Annotated in this window: 15 protein-coding genes, 3 tRNA genes and 1 pseudogene; 10 read left to right on the top strand and 9 right to left on the bottom strand. The window is 71.4% G+C overall.

Annotated features, from left to right (window positions below; genetic code table 11):
* Window positions 1-85 precede the first annotated feature (85 nt).
* Together ACFYZ3_RS30440 and ACFYZ3_RS30435 are read left to right on the top strand one after the other, a co-directional pair.
* Window positions 86-1543 carry a N,N-dimethylformamidase beta subunit family domain-containing protein gene (locus tag ACFYZ3_RS30440; RefSeq protein ID WP_388524321.1) on the top strand — a complete coding sequence of 486 codons (1458 nt, stop codon included), beginning with the start codon at window positions 86-88 and terminating at the stop codon, window positions 1541-1543.
* A gap of 99 nt (window positions 1544-1642) precedes the next feature.
* Window positions 1643-2542, top strand: coding sequence for a phosphoribosylaminoimidazolesuccinocarboxamide synthase (locus ACFYZ3_RS30435; protein ID WP_388524318.1), 900 nt, complete (start codon window positions 1643-1645; stop codon window positions 2540-2542).
* 54 nt (window positions 2543-2596) lie between these two features.
* On the opposite strand, the gene ACFYZ3_RS30430 is transcribed toward ACFYZ3_RS30435, so the two are convergent.
* The 8 genes from ACFYZ3_RS30430 to ACFYZ3_RS30395 form a co-directional block, all read right to left on the bottom strand.
* Window positions 2597-2672: transfer RNA gene (locus tag ACFYZ3_RS30430), tRNA-Gly, on the bottom strand.
* 37 nt (window positions 2673-2709) lie between these two features.
* On the bottom strand, window positions 2710-3324 hold the full coding sequence (locus ACFYZ3_RS30425) for a response regulator (protein ID WP_388524316.1): 615 nt from the start codon (window positions 3322-3324) through the stop codon (window positions 2710-2712).
* Complete coding sequence (locus ACFYZ3_RS30420) at window positions 3321-4568, bottom strand: sensor histidine kinase (RefSeq protein ID WP_388524313.1); 1248 nt, start codon at window positions 4566-4568, stop codon at window positions 3321-3323. The genes ACFYZ3_RS30425 and ACFYZ3_RS30420 overlap by 4 nt, the downstream gene beginning before the upstream one ends.
* 29 nt (window positions 4569-4597) lie before the next feature.
* A complete protein-coding gene (locus ACFYZ3_RS30415) occupies window positions 4598-5413 on the bottom strand; it encodes an ABC transporter permease (RefSeq protein WP_388524310.1) in 816 nt (271 codons plus the stop codon).
* Entirely contained in the window at window positions 5410-6390 is a 981-nt protein-coding gene (locus ACFYZ3_RS30410) for an ABC transporter ATP-binding protein (protein ID WP_388524307.1), read from the bottom strand. The genes ACFYZ3_RS30415 and ACFYZ3_RS30410 overlap by 4 nt, the downstream gene beginning before the upstream one ends.
* Before the next feature lie 140 nt (window positions 6391-6530).
* Window positions 6531-6603, bottom strand: a tRNA-Gly gene (locus ACFYZ3_RS30405).
* A gap of 82 nt (window positions 6604-6685) precedes the next feature.
* A tRNA-Gly gene (locus ACFYZ3_RS30400) sits at window positions 6686-6757 on the bottom strand.
* 145 nt (window positions 6758-6902) lie between these two features.
* Window positions 6903-7220, bottom strand: a complete 318-nt coding sequence (locus ACFYZ3_RS30395) for an Lsr2 family protein (RefSeq protein WP_003974896.1) — start codon at window positions 7218-7220, stop codon at window positions 6903-6905.
* A gap of 350 nt (window positions 7221-7570) precedes the next feature.
* On the opposite strand from ACFYZ3_RS30395, the gene purS reads away from it, so the two are divergent.
* From purS to purL, 3 genes are read left to right on the top strand one after another with little or no spacing between them, the layout of a single operon-like run.
* The gene (gene purS, locus ACFYZ3_RS30390; RefSeq protein ID WP_063482444.1) at window positions 7571-7843 is read left to right on the top strand and encodes a phosphoribosylformylglycinamidine synthase subunit PurS; all 273 of its coding nucleotides are present in this window, start codon (window positions 7571-7573) and stop codon (window positions 7841-7843) included.
* A complete protein-coding gene (purQ, locus tag ACFYZ3_RS30385; RefSeq protein ID WP_356867795.1) occupies window positions 7840-8520 on the top strand; it encodes a phosphoribosylformylglycinamidine synthase subunit PurQ in 681 nt (226 codons plus the stop codon). The genes purS and purQ overlap by 4 nt, the downstream gene beginning before the upstream one ends.
* Window positions 8517-10775 carry a phosphoribosylformylglycinamidine synthase subunit PurL gene (gene purL / locus ACFYZ3_RS30380; RefSeq protein ID WP_388524303.1) on the top strand — a complete coding sequence of 753 codons (2259 nt, stop codon included), beginning with the start codon at window positions 8517-8519 and terminating at the stop codon, window positions 10773-10775. The genes purQ and purL overlap by 4 nt, the downstream gene beginning before the upstream one ends.
* 60 nt (window positions 10776-10835) lie before the next feature.
* Here the strand turns inward: purL and ACFYZ3_RS30375 are convergent.
* Window positions 10836-10949, bottom strand: a pseudogene (locus tag ACFYZ3_RS30375) (Uma2 family endonuclease); the annotation flags it as partial.
* Window positions 10950-11041: 92 nt separating this feature from the next.
* On the opposite strand from ACFYZ3_RS30375, the gene ACFYZ3_RS30370 reads away from it, so the two are divergent.
* The 5 genes from ACFYZ3_RS30370 to purF all read left to right on the top strand — a co-directional run bounded on the left by ACFYZ3_RS30370 (window position 11042) and on the right by purF (window position 17043).
* Complete coding sequence (locus ACFYZ3_RS30370) at window positions 11042-11524, top strand: ArsR/SmtB family transcription factor (RefSeq protein WP_388524607.1); 483 nt, start codon at window positions 11042-11044, stop codon at window positions 11522-11524.
* Window positions 11525-11565: 41 nt separating this feature from the next.
* Entirely contained in the window at window positions 11566-12405 is an 840-nt protein-coding gene (locus ACFYZ3_RS30365) for a peptidoglycan DD-metalloendopeptidase family protein (RefSeq protein ID WP_388524300.1), read from the top strand.
* A 1350-nt stretch (window positions 12406-13755) separates the two neighbouring features.
* Window positions 13756-14553, top strand: coding sequence for a sterol carrier family protein (locus ACFYZ3_RS30360; RefSeq protein ID WP_388524298.1), 798 nt, complete (start codon window positions 13756-13758; stop codon window positions 14551-14553).
* A 73-nt stretch (window positions 14554-14626) separates the two neighbouring features.
* Complete coding sequence (locus ACFYZ3_RS30355) at window positions 14627-15454, top strand: META domain-containing protein (RefSeq protein WP_388524295.1); 828 nt, start codon at window positions 14627-14629, stop codon at window positions 15452-15454.
* A gap of 62 nt (window positions 15455-15516) precedes the next feature.
* Complete coding sequence (purF, locus tag ACFYZ3_RS30350) at window positions 15517-17043, top strand: amidophosphoribosyltransferase (protein ID WP_388524292.1); 1527 nt, start codon at window positions 15517-15519, stop codon at window positions 17041-17043.
* Window positions 17044-17064: the final 21 nt, after the last annotated feature.

Below are 17064 nucleotides of genomic sequence, written 5' to 3'. Positions count from 1 at the left end.
TGTGATGTGCTGGGACCGATCGCGCACATGGCAAAGGCGTCCGTCATACGCACGACCACGGGGGCACGAGGGAGGGGACTGTCCCATGGGCTCCGAGCAGATCCGCCGTTGGGAGTCGGGAGCACTCGCGCACGCCGTGACGGACCCCTTCGGGCAGGGGCCGGTCCCCTGGCTGCGCGGCGGCGAGGCGTACTTCGGCGACACCGGCCAGGTGGTCGCCTGGTACGCGGACCAGGACCGCACCGGGGCCGAGACCGGACCCCGCGCCGCTGACGACGTCCGCCGCCAGATCAAGGGCTTCACCGCGACGGGAGCCGCCGCACCCGGCGAGGCCATCGACTTCCACGTCACGGTCGACCCGCCGCAGCAGTTCAGCGTCGACGTCTACCGGATCGGGCACTACGGCGGTGACGGTGCCGCCCAGATCACCACCAGCCCCCGCCTGTCCGGCATCGTCCAGCCCCCGCCGCTCGCCGCCGACCGCACGGTCTCCTGTCACCACTGGTGGCTGTCCTGGCGCCTGCAGATCCCCACGTACTGGAACATCGGCGCGTACGTGGCCGTGCTCACCACCGCCGACGGCTACCGCTCCCACGTCCCCTTCACGGTCCGCGACGACCACCCGGCCGACCTGCTCCTCGTCCTGCCGGACGTCACCTGGCAGGCGTACAACCTCTATCCCGAGGACGGCCGCACCGGTGCCAGCCTCTACCACGCCTGGGACGAGGAGGGCCGGCTCCTGGGTGAGGCGGACGCCGCGACGACCGTCTCCTTCGACCGCCCGTACGCCGGGGCGGGGCTCCCCCTCCACGTGGGCCACGCCTACGACTTCATCCGCTTCGCCGAGCGCTACGGCTACGACCTCGCCTACGCCGACGCCCGCGACCTGCACTCCGGCCGGGTCGACCCGGCCCGTTACCGGGGCCTGGTCTTCCCCGGCCACGACGAGTACTGGTCCACCGCCATGCGCCGCACCGCGGAACTGGCCCGTGACCGGGGGACCTCCCTGGTCTTCCTCTCCGCCAACACCATGTACTGGCAGGTGGAGCTGGCCCCCTCCCCCTCCGGTGTCCCCGACCGCCTGCTGACCTGCCGCAAACGCAAGGGCCCAGGCCGGCCCGCGCTGTGGCGGGAGATCGACCGCCCCGAGCAGCAACTGCTCGGCATCCAGTACGCCGGCCGTGTCCCCGAACCCCACCCGATGGTCGTCCGCAACGCCGGTCACTGGCTCTGGGAGGCCACCGGGGCGCACGAGGGCGACGAGATCGAGGACCTGGTGGCGGGCGAGGCCGACCGCTACTTCCCGCGCACCGCGCTCCCCGAGCACGACGAGCGGGTCCTGCTCGCCCACTCCCCGTACACCGACGTGGACGGCGTCCGGCGCCACCAGGAGACGTCGCTGTACCGGGCCCCGTCGGGCGCCTGGGTCTTCGCGTCCGGCACGTTCGCCTGGTCCCCGGCCCTGGACCGCCCCGGCCACGTCGACCCGCGGGTCCAGCGGGCCACCGCCAACCTCCTGGACCGCATCTGCAAACGCGACTGAGCCCGCGCCCCCGCTGCCGCCCGGCACCCTCCCCGCCGGTCGAGCTCTCCGCGACGTACGGGACAATCGACGTATTGTTCAGAACCACGGGGAGGAACCGTGTCCGGATTCGTTGAAAAGCCCGAGCCGATCCAGGTTCCGGGTCTGGTGCATCTGCACACCGGCAAGGTGCGCGAGCTGTACCGGAACGAGGCGGGCGACCTCGTGATGGTCGCCAGCGACCGCATCTCCGCCTACGACTGGGTGCTGCCGACCGAGATCCCCGACAAGGGCCGGGTCCTCACTCAGCTCTCCCTGTGGTGGTTCGACCAGCTCGCAGACCTGGCCCCCAACCACGTCCTGAGCACCGAGCTGCCCCCCGGCGCCCCCGCCGACTGGGCGGGCCGCGCCCTGGTCTGCAAGTCGCTGCGGATGGTCCCCGTGGAGTGCGTGGCCCGCGGCTACCTCACCGGCTCCGGCCTGGCGGAGTACGACGAGACCCGCACCGTCTGCGGCCTCGCCCTCCCCGAGGGCCTCGTCGACGGCTCGGAGCTGCCCGCCCCGATCTTCACCCCGGCCACCAAGGCCGAGGTCGGCGAGCACGACGAGAACGTCTCCTACGAGGAGGTCGCCCGCCAGGTCGGCGCGGACACCGCCGCCGCCCTGCGCCAGGCCACCCTCGCCGTCTACTCCCGCGCCCGGGACATCGCCCGCGAGCGCGGCATCGTCCTCGCGGACACCAAGTTCGAGTTCGGCTTCGACGGGGACGACCTGGTCCTCGCCGACGAGGTCCTCACCCCGGACTCCTCCCGCTTCTGGCCGGCCGACCGGTGGCAGCCGGGCCGCGCCCAGCCGTCGTACGACAAGCAGTTCGTGCGGGACTGGCTGACCTCGGCGGAGTCCGGCTGGGACCGCCGGAGCGAGCAGCCCCCGCCGCCGCTGCCGCAGCAGGTCGTGGACGCCACCCGCGCCAAGTACGTGGAGGCGTACGAGCTCCTGACCGGCCAGAGCTGGTCGTAGCGGCGGAAGGCCACACGAAGAAGCCCCCCGGTCGGAACCGGGGGGCTTCTCCTGTGGAGCGAACGACGAGGTTCGAACTCGCGACCTCAACCTTGGCAAGGTTGCGCTCTACCAACTGAGCTACGTTCGCACTGCGTGCCGTGGATTTCTCCGTGGCGCGACAGCCACTATACCCAACCGCGCTCCCTCGCGAGCCGCACCGCCGCGTGCCGGTTCTCCGCACCGAGCTTGCTCGCGGCCGACGACAGGTAGTTCCGTACGGTCCCCTCGGCGAGCGCGGCCCGCTCGGCGATCTCCGAGACGGGCGCTCCGTCGGCGGCGTGCTCCAGCACCTCGGCCTCGCGCGTGGTCAGCGGCGAGTCCCCGGCGGAGATCGCGTCGGCGGCCAACTCGGGGTCGACGTACCGGTTTCCGGCGTGCACCGTGCGGATCAGCTCGGCGAGCCGCTGGGCGCTGACCGTCTTGGGGACGAACCCGCGCACCCCCGCCGCGAGCGCCCGCTTGAGATGCCCCGGACGCCCGTGACTGGTCACGATCAGCACCTTGCAGGCGGGCAGCTCGGCCCGCAGCGATGTGGCGACCTTCACACCGTCGGCGCCGGGCATCTGGAGGTCCAGCACGGCGACGTCCGGCGCGTGTGCCCGGGCCATCGCCAGTGCCTCGGGACCGGTGGCCGCCTCGGCGACGACGACCAGGTCGTCCTCCAGGGACAGCAGGGCCGCCAGGGCCCCGCGGATGAGGTGTTCGTCGTCGGCGAGCAGAACGCGCACGGTCGTCGTCACGAAGCGACCTCCAGCGGCTCCCCGGCAGCGGCGGCCGGCAGCGGCACCTCGGCCGTCAGCCGGAACACGCCCTTGCCGACGGGCCCCGCCTCCAGCGTCCCGTCCACCGCCGAGAGCCGCTCCCTGAGCCCCGCGAGCCCGGATCCGCCCGAGCCGGCCGGGGGACCCTCCCCGGTGGCCTCCGCCACCCCGTCGTTCTCCACCGTCAGCACCGCACGTCCTTCCGACATCCGCACCCTCACGACGACCTTCTTCGCGTCCCCGTGCCGCAGCACGTTGGTGGTCGCCTCCCGCACCACCCAGCCGAGCGCCGACTGCACCTCGGAGGGCAGGCCGGACGTGTCCCCGGTGACCTTCGCGGCGATGCCCGCCGCCGAGAGCACCCCACGGGCGCCGGCCAGTTCGACCTCCAGGGCGGCCTCCCGGTAGCCGCGCACGACGTCCCGGACCTCGCGCTGCGACTCCTGGGCGATGCGCTGCACCTCGATCATCTGCTCCACGGCCTCGGGCCGCCCGCGCCGGGACAGCTGGACGGCCAGCTCGCTCTTGAGCGCGATCACCGCCAGGTTCCGCCCCATCACGTCGTGCAGGTCCCGGCCGAACCGAAGGCGCTCCTCGGCGACGGCGAGCCTGGCCCGGGTCTCCTTGGCGTCGTCGAGGGCATAGACCGCGTTGAGCAGCCAGAGGGAGAAGATCGAGGTGATGGCGAGGAACCCGCCGGTCACCATCACCAGGCCGGCCAGTACGACCGACGCGAGGACGGGCATCTCCAGCGGAAACGTCAGGAGCCCCGCGCCCACCGCGAAGGCGCCGACCACGCCGACTATGCGCCGACGGCCCTGCACCCCGAGGGCCGTGACACCGGCGGCGAAGCACAGGACTCCGCCGTAGACCGAGCCCGCCGCGGTCTCCACCTCACCGGCCGGTCCGCGCTCCGCGATCACGACCGCGGTGACCGAGACGACGGCGGAGACGACGACGAGCGCCCACATCTGCCGCAGCGGCTGCGGACGCCGCCCGCGCGTCCAGTCCAGCGCCCGGGACGTGACCAGCATGCAGACGGCGGCGTGCGCGATGACCAGCAGGCACAGCACGGTGGCGAGCCCCACACCGGTCCGGCCGTAGGCGGACACTCCCAGCGCGAAGATCTCGATGACCCCGAACAGGTGGAACGACCACCGCGTGTACGTCTCCACCTTCTCCGGCGTGCTCTTGAGCCGCCACCATCCGCCCGGCCTGCGCATCCGTCCGCCACTCCCGCTCGACTCGCACGTCAGTGCCGCGGCTCCCACCGGAACCGCCGCCGTACAGCAAACACCGCGAGGACGGTCCAGGCCACCGCCGTCGCCGCGGCGCCCAGCGTCTCGGCCGCCGACAGGTCGCCGGTCCAGCCGCCGCGCACCAGGGTGACGACGGGGGTCAGCGGCAGCAGCTCGCACACCGAGGCCACCCGGTCGGGCAGCAGCTCCAACGGGAAGAACAGGCCGGAGGCGAGCATCGAGACGAACGTGAACGGCAGCGGCGTGACCTGCGCGCTCTCCCCGGTCCTGGTGAAGCTCGCGGTGACGGCCGCGAGCGCGGCGCACATCACCAGGCCCAGCAGCAGGCCGACGACGCTCAGGAGGGGTGCGGACGGTGCCGGCAGGTCGAGCAGGACCGCGCAGCCCACCGCGAGCAGCAGGGACTGCACGAGCCCGCTGAGCACGGCCGGCAGGGCGGAGCCGGCGAGGATCTCCGCGTCCCGCAGCTCGCCGGTGCGCAGCCGCTTGAGGACGAGTTCCTCGCGCCGGACGACGAAGACGCCGACGAGGGCCGAGTAGACGGCGAACAGCAGGGAGAAGCCGATCGCGGCGGGCAGCACGAGCGTGCCGATGGTCAGCCCCGCCTTGCCGAGGTCCATCTCCTCGGCTCCCGCCCGCACGCTGAACGGCATCACGAACGGGATGAACAGCGCGGCGAAGACGGTGCCCTTGTTCCGCCCGAGCAGGGTCAGCTCGGCGCGGGCGAGGGCGGTCATGCGGCTCCTCGGCGTGGTGGCCGCCGTCCGGGCGGGACCCTTCGCGCGGGCTGGTGCGTCCGTGGCGCTCATGCCGCGTACTCCTTCTTCGTCGTGTCCGTCGTGGCACCGTCCGACCTCGCCGACACCTTCTCGGCGATGCTGAGGAAGGCCTCCTCCAGGGACGCCGAGCGCACGTCCAGGCGGCGCAGCTCCACCGCGGCCTGCGCGGCCCACACCAGCAGGCCGGTGGCCGCGCGCTGGAGTTCCCGGGTGCGCAGCTTCACCGTCCGGCCGTCGGTCTCGTGGTCGCTCACGCCGAGTTCGCCGAGCGGCGGCAGGTCGCCCACGAAGTAGCCGTCGGGCAGTTCGAAGGAGATGTGGGACGGCTGTGCGGCGGTCACCTCGGCCGGGGTGCCGGTGGCGGCGATCCGGCCGTCGTGCATGATCGCGAGCCGGTCGGCGAGGTGCTCGGCCTCCTCCAGGTAGTGCGTGGTCAGCAGCACCGTCGTGCCCTCGTCGCGCAGGGCGCCCACCAACTCCCAGGTGTCCCGGCGGCCTTCGGCGTCCAGGCCGGTGCTGGGCTCGTCGAGGAAGAGCACCTCGGGGTCGCCGAGCAGCGCGAGCGCCAGGTCCAGGCGGCGCCGCTGGCCCCCGGACAGCTGCTTCACGCGGGTGCCGGTCTTCGACTCCAGACCGACCAGCGCCAGCACCTCGGCCGGCGGCCGGGCGCCGCTCACGCATCCCGCCCACATCCGTGCCGTCTCGGCGACCGTCAGCTCGGAGGGGAAGCCGCCCTCCTGGAGCATGACCCCGGTGCGCGGGCGCACGGCGGCCCGCTCGGTGTACGGGTCGTGCCCGAGGACCCGCACCCGTCCGCCGGCCGGGGCGGCCAGGCCCTCCAGGAGCTCGACCGTCGACGTCTTTCCGGCGCCGTTGGTGCCGAGCAGGGCGAAGACCTCGCCGCGGCGCACGGAGAAGTCGATTCCGCGCACGGCCTCGAACCCGCCCCCGTACACACGCCGAAGGTCGGTGACCTCAATCACGTGTTCGTGCTCGTTCGTTTGCATGCTTCGAGCATTCCGGCGCACCGGGCGCGACGACAGTGCGAGCCGTCATCGCCGGACATGACAAATGTCAGAGCCGTCGGGACACCCGGGAGCGGGCACACGAAAAGACCCCGGCCCTAGGGACCGGGGTCTGATTCCCGAGCGGACGACGAGGCTCGAACTCGCGACCTCAACCTTGGCAAGGTTGCGCTCTACCAACTGAGCTACGTCCGCATGTGCTCCCGATCAGCGGTTCACTGATCGGTGCGAGCACCAGCCTACCCGATCCCATCGGGTCATCGGTACGGCGGTGCAGAGCGGGTGACAGGAATTGCACACTGCGCCTTCCCCCTGGAAGGGGGATGTTCTACTACTGAACTACACCCGCATGTTCCGTGAGCTGGGCCTTTCGGCCTCGCCCCTCGGCGTGCTCCAGACTTTAGCTGATCACCCGGGGTGCCGCGCAAGTCGGTTGCCGCGAGGGGCGGCTGAGCGGCCGTCGGCCGCTCCCGCCGGCTCACTGGACGCTCGGCTCACCGCGCCTCGGCGAACGCCTCGTACACCTTCTTCGGGATCCGGCCCCGTGCGGGCACGTCCATCTTGTTCGCCTGGGCCCAGGCGCGGACCGCCGCCGGGTCGGGGGCGACCTCCGTCTGCCGGTAGGCCTTGCCGGACCGGGAGCGCTTGCGGCCGGCCGAGACGTACGGCTCGAGCGCCTTGCGCAGTTTCCGGGCATTGGCTTCGTTCAGGTCGATCTCGTACATCCGGCCGTCGACTCCGAAGGCGATCGTCTCCGCCGCTTCCGAGCCGTCGATGTCGTCAAAGAGAGTGACCACGACACGCTGCGCCACGAATATCGGTCCCTTCGTGCGGCATCTCCGCGATGACGTGCCCGAACGTGCCGAGACGCCGCGATGATGCCGACTGTTCGCCTGTAATTGGGCAAAGTATCGGCTAATGACATTTCATTTGTACAGTGCCCGGCATTGCAATGGGAAGACCGACTAAATCTGCCCGCGTGTCCGTCGGGCAATAGGTGTCCGCGCTCGATCCCGGATCTTTCCCGAAGCTTTTCGCGACCGCCCCCTCCTGATGCCGAATCGTGACTGGGCTCACGTAGTTTCCTCCAAGGCTACGCGCGTAGAAATTTTGTACGGGTAGTCTGAAGGAACCTGCTCAGCACCACACACCGGGAGTGCCAGTGGCACGCGTCGTAGTCGACGTCATGCTCAAGCCGGAGATCCTCGACCCCCAGGGCCAGGCGGTGCAGCGCGCACTGCCGCGGCTGGGTTTCGAAGGGATCTCGGACGTCCGTCAGGGAAAGCGATTCGAACTGGAAGTGGACGGGCCGGTCGACGACGCCGCCCTCGCCCGCATCCATGATCTTGCGGAATCCTTCCTCGCCAACACCGTGATCGAGGACTTCACCGTCAAGGTCGAGTCCGATGATGTAGTCGCGGGGGCCGCGAAGTGACCGCTCGTATTGGCGTCGTCACTTTCCCCGGCAGTCTCGACGACCGGGACACGCAGCGCGCGATCCGCGTCGCCGGCGCCGAACCCGTCGCTCTCTGGCACAAGGACAAGGACCTCAAGCAGGTCGACGCCGTGGTGCTGTGCGGCGGTTTCTCGTACGGCGATTATCTGCGCGCCGGCGCCATCGCGCGCTTCTCGCCGGTGATGGACACCGTCATCGACCAGGCGAAGGCCGGGCTGCCGGTGCTGGGCATCTGCAACGGCTTCCAGATCCTCACCGAGGCCCACCTGCTGCCGGGCGGCATGCTGGGCAACGACCACCTGCACTTCATCTGCCGCGACCAGAAGCTGCGGGTGGAGAACGCGGACACCTCCTGGACCAGTGACTACACCGCCGGTCAGGAGATCCACATCCCGCTGAAGAACATGGACGGCCGCTACGTCGCCGACCAGCACACGCTGGACGAGCTGGAGGCGGAGGGTCGCGTCGCCTTCCGCTACCTGGACATGAACCCCAACGGCTCGCTCAACGACATCGCCGGCATCACCAACGCCGCCGGGAACGTCGTCGGCCTCATGCCGCACCCCGAGCACGCCGTCGAGTCGCTGATCGGTACGGGCCGTACCGACGGCCTGCCGTTCTTCACCTCGATCCTCAAGAAGCTGGTCAACGCATGAGCCGGACGCCTCTGGACACGGTCGAGCACGCGACCGCGACCCCCGACGTCGAGCTGCCCTGGGCCGAGCTGGGCCTGAAGAAGGACGAGTACGAGAGGGTCGTCGAGATCCTCGGCCGCCGCCCCACGGGCGCGGAGCTGGCCATGTACTCCGTCATGTGGTCCGAGCACTGCTCGTACAAGAGCAGCAAGGTCCACCTGCGCCAGTTCGGCGAGAAGGCCCCCGAGTCCGAGGCGATGCTCGTCGGCATCGGCGAGAACGCCGGTGTGGTCGACGTCGGCCAGGGCTACGCGGTCACCTTCAAGGTCGAGTCGCACAACCACCCGTCGTACGTGGAGCCCTATCAGGGCGCCGCGACCGGCGTCGGTGGCATCGTGCGCGACATCATCGCGATGGGCGCCCGCCCGGTCGCCGTCGTGGACCCCCTGCGCTTCGGCGCCGCGGACCACCCCGACACCAAGCGCGTCCTCCCGGGCGTCGTCGCCGGCATCGGCGGCTACGGCAACTGCCTGGGCCTGCCCAACATCGGCGGCGAGGTCGTCTTCGACGCCTGCTACCAGGGCAACCCGCTGGTCAACGCCGGTGCCATCGGCGTCATGCGGCACGAGGACATCCACCTCGCGAAGGCGTCCGGCGCGGGCAACAAGGTCATCCTGTACGGCGCCCGCACGGGCGGCGACGGCATCGGCGGCGCGTCGATTCTGGCGAGTGAGACCTTCGACGACGCGAAGCCGTCCAAGCGCCCCGCCGTCCAGGTCGGCGACCCCTTCCAGGAGAAGCTCCTCATCGAGTGCACCCTGGAGGCGTTCGCCGAGAAGCTGGTCGTCGGCATCCAGGACCTCGGCGCGGCGGGCCTGTCCTGCGCCACGTCCGAGCTGGCGTCGAACGGCTCCGGCGGCATGCGCGTCACCCTGGACGACGTCCCGCTGCGCGACTCGACCCTCTCGCCCGAGGAAATCCTCATGAGCGAGTCGCAGGAACGCATGTGCGCGGTCGTGGAGCCGGAGAAGGTCGACCGCTTCCTGGAGATCTGCGAGAAGTGGGACGTCATCGCCACCGTCATCGGTGAGGTCACCGACGGCGACCGGCTGGAGATCTTCTGGCACGGCGGCAAGATCGTCGACGTCGACCCGCGCACCGTCGCCCACGACGGCCCGGTCTACGAGCGTCCCTACGCCCGCCCCGACTGGCAGGACGCCCTCCAGGCCGACGACGCGGGCAAGCTGCCCCGGCCGGGCACGTCCGACGAGCTGAAGGCCCAGGTCCTCAAGCTGGTCGGCTCGCCCAACCAGGCGTCCAAGCAGTGGATCACCCAGCAGTACGACCACTTCGTGCAGGGCAACACGGTCCTCGCCCAGCCCGAGGACTCGGGCATGATCCGCGTGGACGAGGAGTCCGGCCTCGGCGTCGCCATCGCCACCGACGGCAACGGCCGCTACGCCAAGCTCGACCCGTACACGGGCGCGCAGCTGGCGCTCGCTGAGGCCTACCGCAACGTCGCCACCACCGGCGCGAAGCCGCTGGCGGTCTCCGACTGCCTGAACTTCGGCTCGCCGGAGGACCCGGCGGTCATGTGGCAGTTCGCGGAGGCCGTGCGCGGCCTGGCCGACGGCTGCCTCCAGCTCGGCACCCCGGTGACCGGCGGCAACGTCTCGCTCTACAACCAGACCGGCGAGGCCGCCATCCACCCCACCCCGGTGGTCGCGGTCCTCGGCGTCATCGACGACGTGGCCCGCCGCACGCCGGTCGCCTTCCAGGAGGACGGCCAGCTGCTGTACCTGCTGGGCGACACGCGTGAGGAGTTCGGCGGCTCGGCCTGGTCCCAGGTGATCCACGACCACCTCGGCGGCCTGCCCCCGAAGGTCGACCTGGAGCGCGAGCGCCTGCTCGGCGAGATCCTGATCTCCGCCTCCCGCGACGGCATGATCGACTCCGCGCACGACCTGTCCGACGGCGGTCTGGTCCAGGCGGTCGTCGAGTCGGCGCTGCTGGGCGGCAAGGGCGCGCGCCTGGTCGTACCGGACGGTCTCGACGCCTTCACCTTCCTGTTCTCGGAGTCGGCGGGCCGCGCGGTCGTCGCCGTCCCGCGCTCGGAGGAGGTCCGCTTCAACGACATGTGCGGCGCCCGCGGCCTGCCCGTCACCCGCATCGGCGTGGTCGACGGCGACGCGGTCGAGGTCCAGGGCGAGTTCACCCTCCCCCTGACCGAGCTGCGCGAGGCCCACGAGGGGACGATCCCGGGGCTGCTCGCGTAGCAGACCCGTACAGCGGAGGCCCCGTCCGGAACCGGACGGGGCCTCGGACATTCTTCGTCGCTACCGCACGTAGTTCTTGAGGATCTCCGTGTCGAGTTCGATGCCGACGGGGTTCGGCAGGACCAGCGTCTCGCCGAACTTCGTGACGCGGGCGTCCCGGTAGCCGCCGACCCGCGCCTTTCGCGGCCAGACGCACGTACGAGTGACTCTTGCGCGCGATTACATAGTTACGTAATCTCGTAGGTGTGGAGCATCTGGAACAACGCGTGGCCGACCTCGAGCGGCGTCTCGCCGCCCTGGAAGCCGCCGACCGACCTGCCCCCCGCCCGGGGGAGGGCGACCTCTGGGCCCTGGAAGGGCTGAAGACGCAGCTCGCCGAGCTGGGAGCGGATGTCGGCGGCGTCCTGTTCACCGGCTCCGTACGGCTGCCGACCGGGGAGCAGTACGCCTGGCAGCACGGCGCGCTCACCGAAGGTCTGCTGGACGCGGACTGGGCGGAGTCCGCCGAGGTGTTCGCGGCCCTCGGGCACCCCGTGCGGCTGCGGCTGCTGCGGGAGGTGCTGGGCGGGCGGCGCACCGCCGCCGAGCTGGCGGAGCTGGACGGGATGGGCACGACCGGCCAGATCTACCACCACCTGCGCCAGCTCACCGGCGCCGGCTGGCTGCACGTCACCGGCCGGGGCCGCCACGAGGTGCCGCCGGGGCGGGTCGTACCGCTGCTGGTGGCGCTGTCGACCGCGCGGAACTGACCGGGACCCTCGGGTCCCACACCGGCAAGGGGGAACCAACGATGTCCGCACGCAAGCTCGCCATGATCACCTTCCGGGTGCTCCAGCTGGTCTTCCTGGCCCTGGTGGTCACCGGCGTCCTCTTCGACCCGGGGTATCCGTGGTGGAGCGTCTTCCTGCCGCTGGTCCTCGCCTACACCCTGATCGCCGTGGTCAACCGGTGGAACGGCGGCGCCCCCGACGCGCCCGGCAAGGCCCGCGAACCCGTCGAGGTCGCCCCGCCCGTCACCGGCCGCTGGTCCGCGCTGAACAGCCCGGCCGACCGCACCCCGAGCCACGGCGTCCACGCCTACGGCCAGACCTTCGCCATCGACCTCGTCGCCGAGCCGGAGCCCGGCGCCCGCCCCGGCTTCCGAGCCCTGTGGCCGCTCGCCCGGCGCCCCCGCGACTTCCCGGCGTTCGGCGCCCCGATCCTCGCGGTGGCCGACGGCACGGTCGTACGCGCCGACGGCGGTCAGCGTGATCACCTGAGCCGGACCTCGCTGCCCACGCTGCTGTACCTGATGCTCGTCGAGGGCTCGGTGCGGGAACTGGCGGGGGTCCGCCGCATCGTCGGCAATCACCTGGTGCTGGAAGTGGCCGACGGTACGTACGCCCTGTACGCCCACGTCCAGCGAGGTTCCTTCACCGTCCGCGAGGGTGACCGCGTCCGTGCCGGCCAGGTCCTCGCCCGGTGCGGCAACACCGGCAACTCCACGGAGCCGCACGTCCACTTCCAGCTGATGGACGGCCCCGACCCGGACACCGCGCGGGGCGTCCCCTTCACCTGGACCGGTATCGGCGTCCCGCGCAACGGCGAGGTGTTCGACGTACCGGAACCGGCCCCCGCCTCTCCCGAGTAGGCACCTGTTGGGTTCGCCCGTGATCGCGGCGCCCACGGGGCCGCCGCCGGGGGACGGGGGAGCGGTGCGAATACCGGACGGGGTGCGCAAGACGGTCAACGTCGTGCTGTGCCTGGCCGCCGTGGTGGCCATCGGCTGGAGCGGCCGGGAGATCTGGCTGGTGTGGAACGGCCACCGTCAGATCGACGCGGCCTGCGGCGGACTCGTCCCGGCGGGCCGGGTGCTGGCCCTCTCCGAAGCGGGCGGCACCATCACGCACCGGAGACTCGACGACGACAGCTTCGACCCGGAGACCGGGATCCCGCACGACTGCGAGATCTTCAGCACCCAGGCGGGCGAACAGGCCGGCACCAGCACCGGCACCCGCTGGTTCTTCACCGGCGCGATGGGCGTCCTGTCGGCCGACCAGCCCCGGATCGCGGACGCACCGATGAAGGACCTGGTCGACGTGTTCGGCAGGACCACCTACCCGCCGCAGCCCCTGGGCGGCGACATCGCGGGCCGCGTCACCGCCTCCTCGGTCACCGTGCAGCTGCCGTGCGAAGGAGGAGAGGCGGGCGACAGGACCGTGAGGGCCCTGTGGGCGAGGGCCGAGGTCATGCCGCGGCGCGGCAGCCAGGTGAGTGCCGGCGACCGCGACGTCCTCGTCGAGACGGCCGTGGAAACCGCCAACAACCTCGCCGACCGGATCGGCTGCGCCGACCGGCTGCCGGACGCCCCCGACGACACGCCCGCCCTGACCCCGGGGCCCGTCCCGGCGGCGCGGGCCGAGGGAACCTGCGCCTGGTACGGGAAGACCGGCCTCGCCGACCGGTCGCCGTACCCGGACGAGGTCATCGAGAGCCGTACGGACGGCCGGGTGTGGGACGAGAGCTGCGGCCTCGTGCTCGACTCCGGCCGCGCGAACAGCGTGTACATGAGCGAGGCCGACGAGCACGACTGGCTCAACAGTCCGGACATACCGGGCAAGTGGTTCGTCTCCCTCCACACCTACGCCGGCCCGGTCGCCGAGAACCTCCACCTCACCAGCACCGACGACGGCGAGACCCCGGAACCGGCGGTCCCCGGAAAAGCGGGCCGCAGTGCCACGGACCCGATCTGGTGGGCCTCCTCCGTCTGTGACGGCCGTCCCCAGGTCCACACCATGACCCTGGGCAGCCTCGGCTACGCCAAGCTGGTGGTCTCCCGGACGGAAGAGGTCTTCCGTGCCTACGTCGACGACGTCACCACCCGCCGCCACTGCACGGACGTCGTCCTCCCCGGCCACGACACGTTCCGCGCCGACTGGGGCGAGTCCTGGAGAGCCGACTGGGGCGAGTCCGGGAGAACGGACTGGCTAGGCTCGCCGCCATGCCGCCCGCCAGGAAACGCCCCCGCGCCTACGACCCCGCCCGCACCCGTGCCGCCGTCCTCGCCCAGTTCGGCCACGTACGGGCGGCCGTCCGCACCCTCACCCCCGAGCAGCTCGGCCTGCCGACCCGGCTCGGGGACTGGACCGTGCGGGAGCTGGTCGCGCACGTCGGGATGGCGCTGACCGCCGTGGACCGGCTGCTGGGCGAGCCGGAGCCCGTGCGGCAGGACGGGCAACTGCTCGACTGGCCGTTCGCCATCGCCGCGGACGCGGACGCCATCGCGGGCACCGCCCGCCGGCTCGCCGCCGCCCACCCCGACCTCGACGCCCACCTCGCCGAGGTCGAGCGGCGCTTCACCGAGCTGCTCGACACCCACCCCGCAAGCAGGCTGCTCCCCACCAGCGCGGGCGCCCTGCCGCTGGCCGACTACGTCGTCACCCGCACCGTCGAGCTGGTCGTGCACACCGACGACCTGAACGCCGCGGTCCCCGGCCTCGACATCCCGTACGACCGGCAGGCGCTGGCCGCCGCCACCCGGCTGCTGGCCGACGCGCTCGCCGTGAAGGCGCCCGGCGGCTCGACGGAGGTGCGGATCCCGCCGTACGCGGTCGTGCAGTGCGTCGAAGGACCCCGGCACACCCGGGGCACCCCGCCCAACGTCGTCGAGACCGACCCGCTGACCTGGATCCGGCTCGCCACCGGACGGCTGGCCTGGAAGGACGCCCTGGACGGCGCGAAGGTGAGCGCGAGCGGGGAGCGGGCCGACCTCGGGGCGCTGCTGCCGCTGCTGAGCTGAGCGGCGGGCCGGGGAGAGGCGGTGAACCGGACGGACGACGGAACCGGACCTTCCCCGTCTCCGTCGAATCGGCATGTACAAGCAGAAGCAGCAGCGCAGCATGACCCTCACCGCGGCGGCCGTGGCCGCGCTCGTCCCGTTCGCCGCGGCCTGCGGGAGCGAGCAGGCCGACGGCACCGGCAGCGGCTCCGTCGGCGCGGACGGACCGCGCGTCACCGGTGTCCGGTGGAGCATCGACAGCGTCACCGTCGACGGCACCACGCACCGGGCGCCGGACGCGGCACACGTACGGATCGACGACGGCGGCGAGGCCGCGGGCAGCACCGGCTGCAACAGCTTCAGCGCCCGCGCCGCCGTCGAGGGCGAGGGCGACCGTGGTGGCGACGGCCCACGTGTCCGGCTCAGCGACGCCATGTTCACCGAGAAGGCCTGCGCCCAGACGCCCGCCGACTTCGAGAAGTCCCTCGGCCGCGCCCTCACCACCGGCCCCCTCACCACCAGGAGCGAGGGCGACCGCCTGACCCTCACCACCGACGACGGCGACACGGTCCGGCTCAGCAGGTCCGAGGACGTGTCCCTCCACGGCACGAAGTGGGCCGTCGACGCCCCGGGCCAGAAGGAGGGGAAGGGCCGCGCCCACCTCACCTTCGACCAGGACGCGAAGACCGTCTCCGGGCGGCTCCCCTGCAACCACGTCAAGGCCAGGGCCACCGTCAGCGACGGCAGTATCACCCTCGGCACCCCGTCCACCACCCGAATGATGTGCGAAGGCTCACTCATGGATGCCGAGAAGCGGCTGCTGGGCTTCTTCGACGGCAAGGTCGACTACCGGATCGATCATGAAACCCTGACGCTGACCAGCGAAGACGGCGCCACGGTCCGGGCCGTCGCCGACCAGTGATCCACTGGTGAGGCCGCATCCCCAATTCGGACCAGTGGTCGATCTCGCCTACACTCGGAGGCGTGCCACGTGGTGACGGTCGACTCAATCACGATCTGCTTCCCGGCGAGAAGGGCCCCCAGGACGCTTGCGGCGTCTTCGGTGTCTGGGCTCCGGGCGAAGAGGTCGCAAAGCTCACGTACTTCGGGCTGTACGCCCTCCAGCATCGGGGCCAGGAATCCGCGGGAATCGCGGTCAGCAACGGCTCCCAGATCCTCGTCTTCAAGGACATGGGCCTGGTGTCCCAGGTCTTCGACGAGACCTCGCTCGGTTCGCTCCAGGGTCACATCGCGGTCGGTCACGCCCGCTACTCGACCACCGGTGCCTCCGTGTGGGAGAACGCCCAGCCGACGTTCCGTGCCACCGCGCAGGGCTCCATCGCGCTCGGGCACAACGGCAACCTCGTCAACACCGCCCAGCTCGCGGAGCTGGTGGCCGGCCTGCCCAAGCAGGAAGGCCGCTCCACCCGCGTCGCGGCGACCAACGACACGGACCTGATCACGGCCCTGCTCGCGGGTCAGGTCGACGACGACGGCAAGCCGCTGACCGTCGAGGAGGCGGCCGGCAAGGTGCTGCCCCAGGTGCGCGGCGCCTTCTCCCTCGTCTTCATGGACGAGCACACCCTCTACGCGGCCCGCGACCCGCAGGGCATCCGTCCGCTGGTCCTCGGCCGCCTCGAGCGCGGCTGGGTGGTCGCCTCCGAGTCCGCCGCCCTCGACATCTGCGGCGCCAGCTTCGTCCGGGAGATCGAGCCGGGCGAGTTCGTCGCCATCGACGAGAACGGTCTGCGCACCTCTCGATTCGCAGAAGCGAAGCCCAAGGGCTGCGTCTTCGAGTACGTGTACCTGGCCCGCCCGGACACCGACATCGCCGGCCGCAACGTCTACCTCTCGCGCGTCGAGATGGGCCGCAAGCTGGCGAAGGAGGCCCCCGCGGAGGCCGATCTCGTCATAGCGACCCCGGAATCCGGCACCCCCGCAGCCATCGGGTACGCCGAGGCGTCCGGCATCCCCTTCGGCAACGGCCTGGTGAAGAACGCCTATGTCGGCCGGACCTTCATCCAGCCCTCACAGACCATTCGCCAGCTCGGCATCCGCCTGAAGCTGAACCCTCTGAAGGAAGTCATCAAGGGCAAGCGGCTGGTCGTCGTCGACGACTCCATCGTCCGCGGCAACACCCAGCGGGCCCTGGTCCGCATGCTCCGCGAGGCGGGCGCCGCCGAGATCCACATCCGGATCTCGTCCCCGCCCGTGAAGTGGCCCTGCTTCTTCGGCATCGACTTCGCCACCCGCGCCGAGCTGATCGCCAACGGCATGAGCGTCGAGGAGATCGGCACCTCGATGGGCGCCGACTCCCTGGCGTACATCTCCATCGACGGCATGATCGAGGCGACCACCATCGCCAAGCCGAACCTGTGCCGCGCCTGCTTCGACGGCGAGTACCCGATGGAGCTCCCCGACCCCGAGCTGCTCGGCAAGCAGCTCCTGGAGACCGAGCTGGCCGCCGGGCCCGCCGGTACGGCCGCCGCCGACGCCATCCGTCGCCCGTAGCCGTCCGTTTCCCCGGCATGC

It is taken from the genome of Streptomyces sp. NPDC001599, from assembly GCF_042893535.1.
Classification (GTDB): Bacteria; Actinomycetota; Actinomycetes; order Streptomycetales; family Streptomycetaceae; genus Streptomyces.
This window is presented reverse-complemented; position numbering and strand designations above follow the sequence as displayed.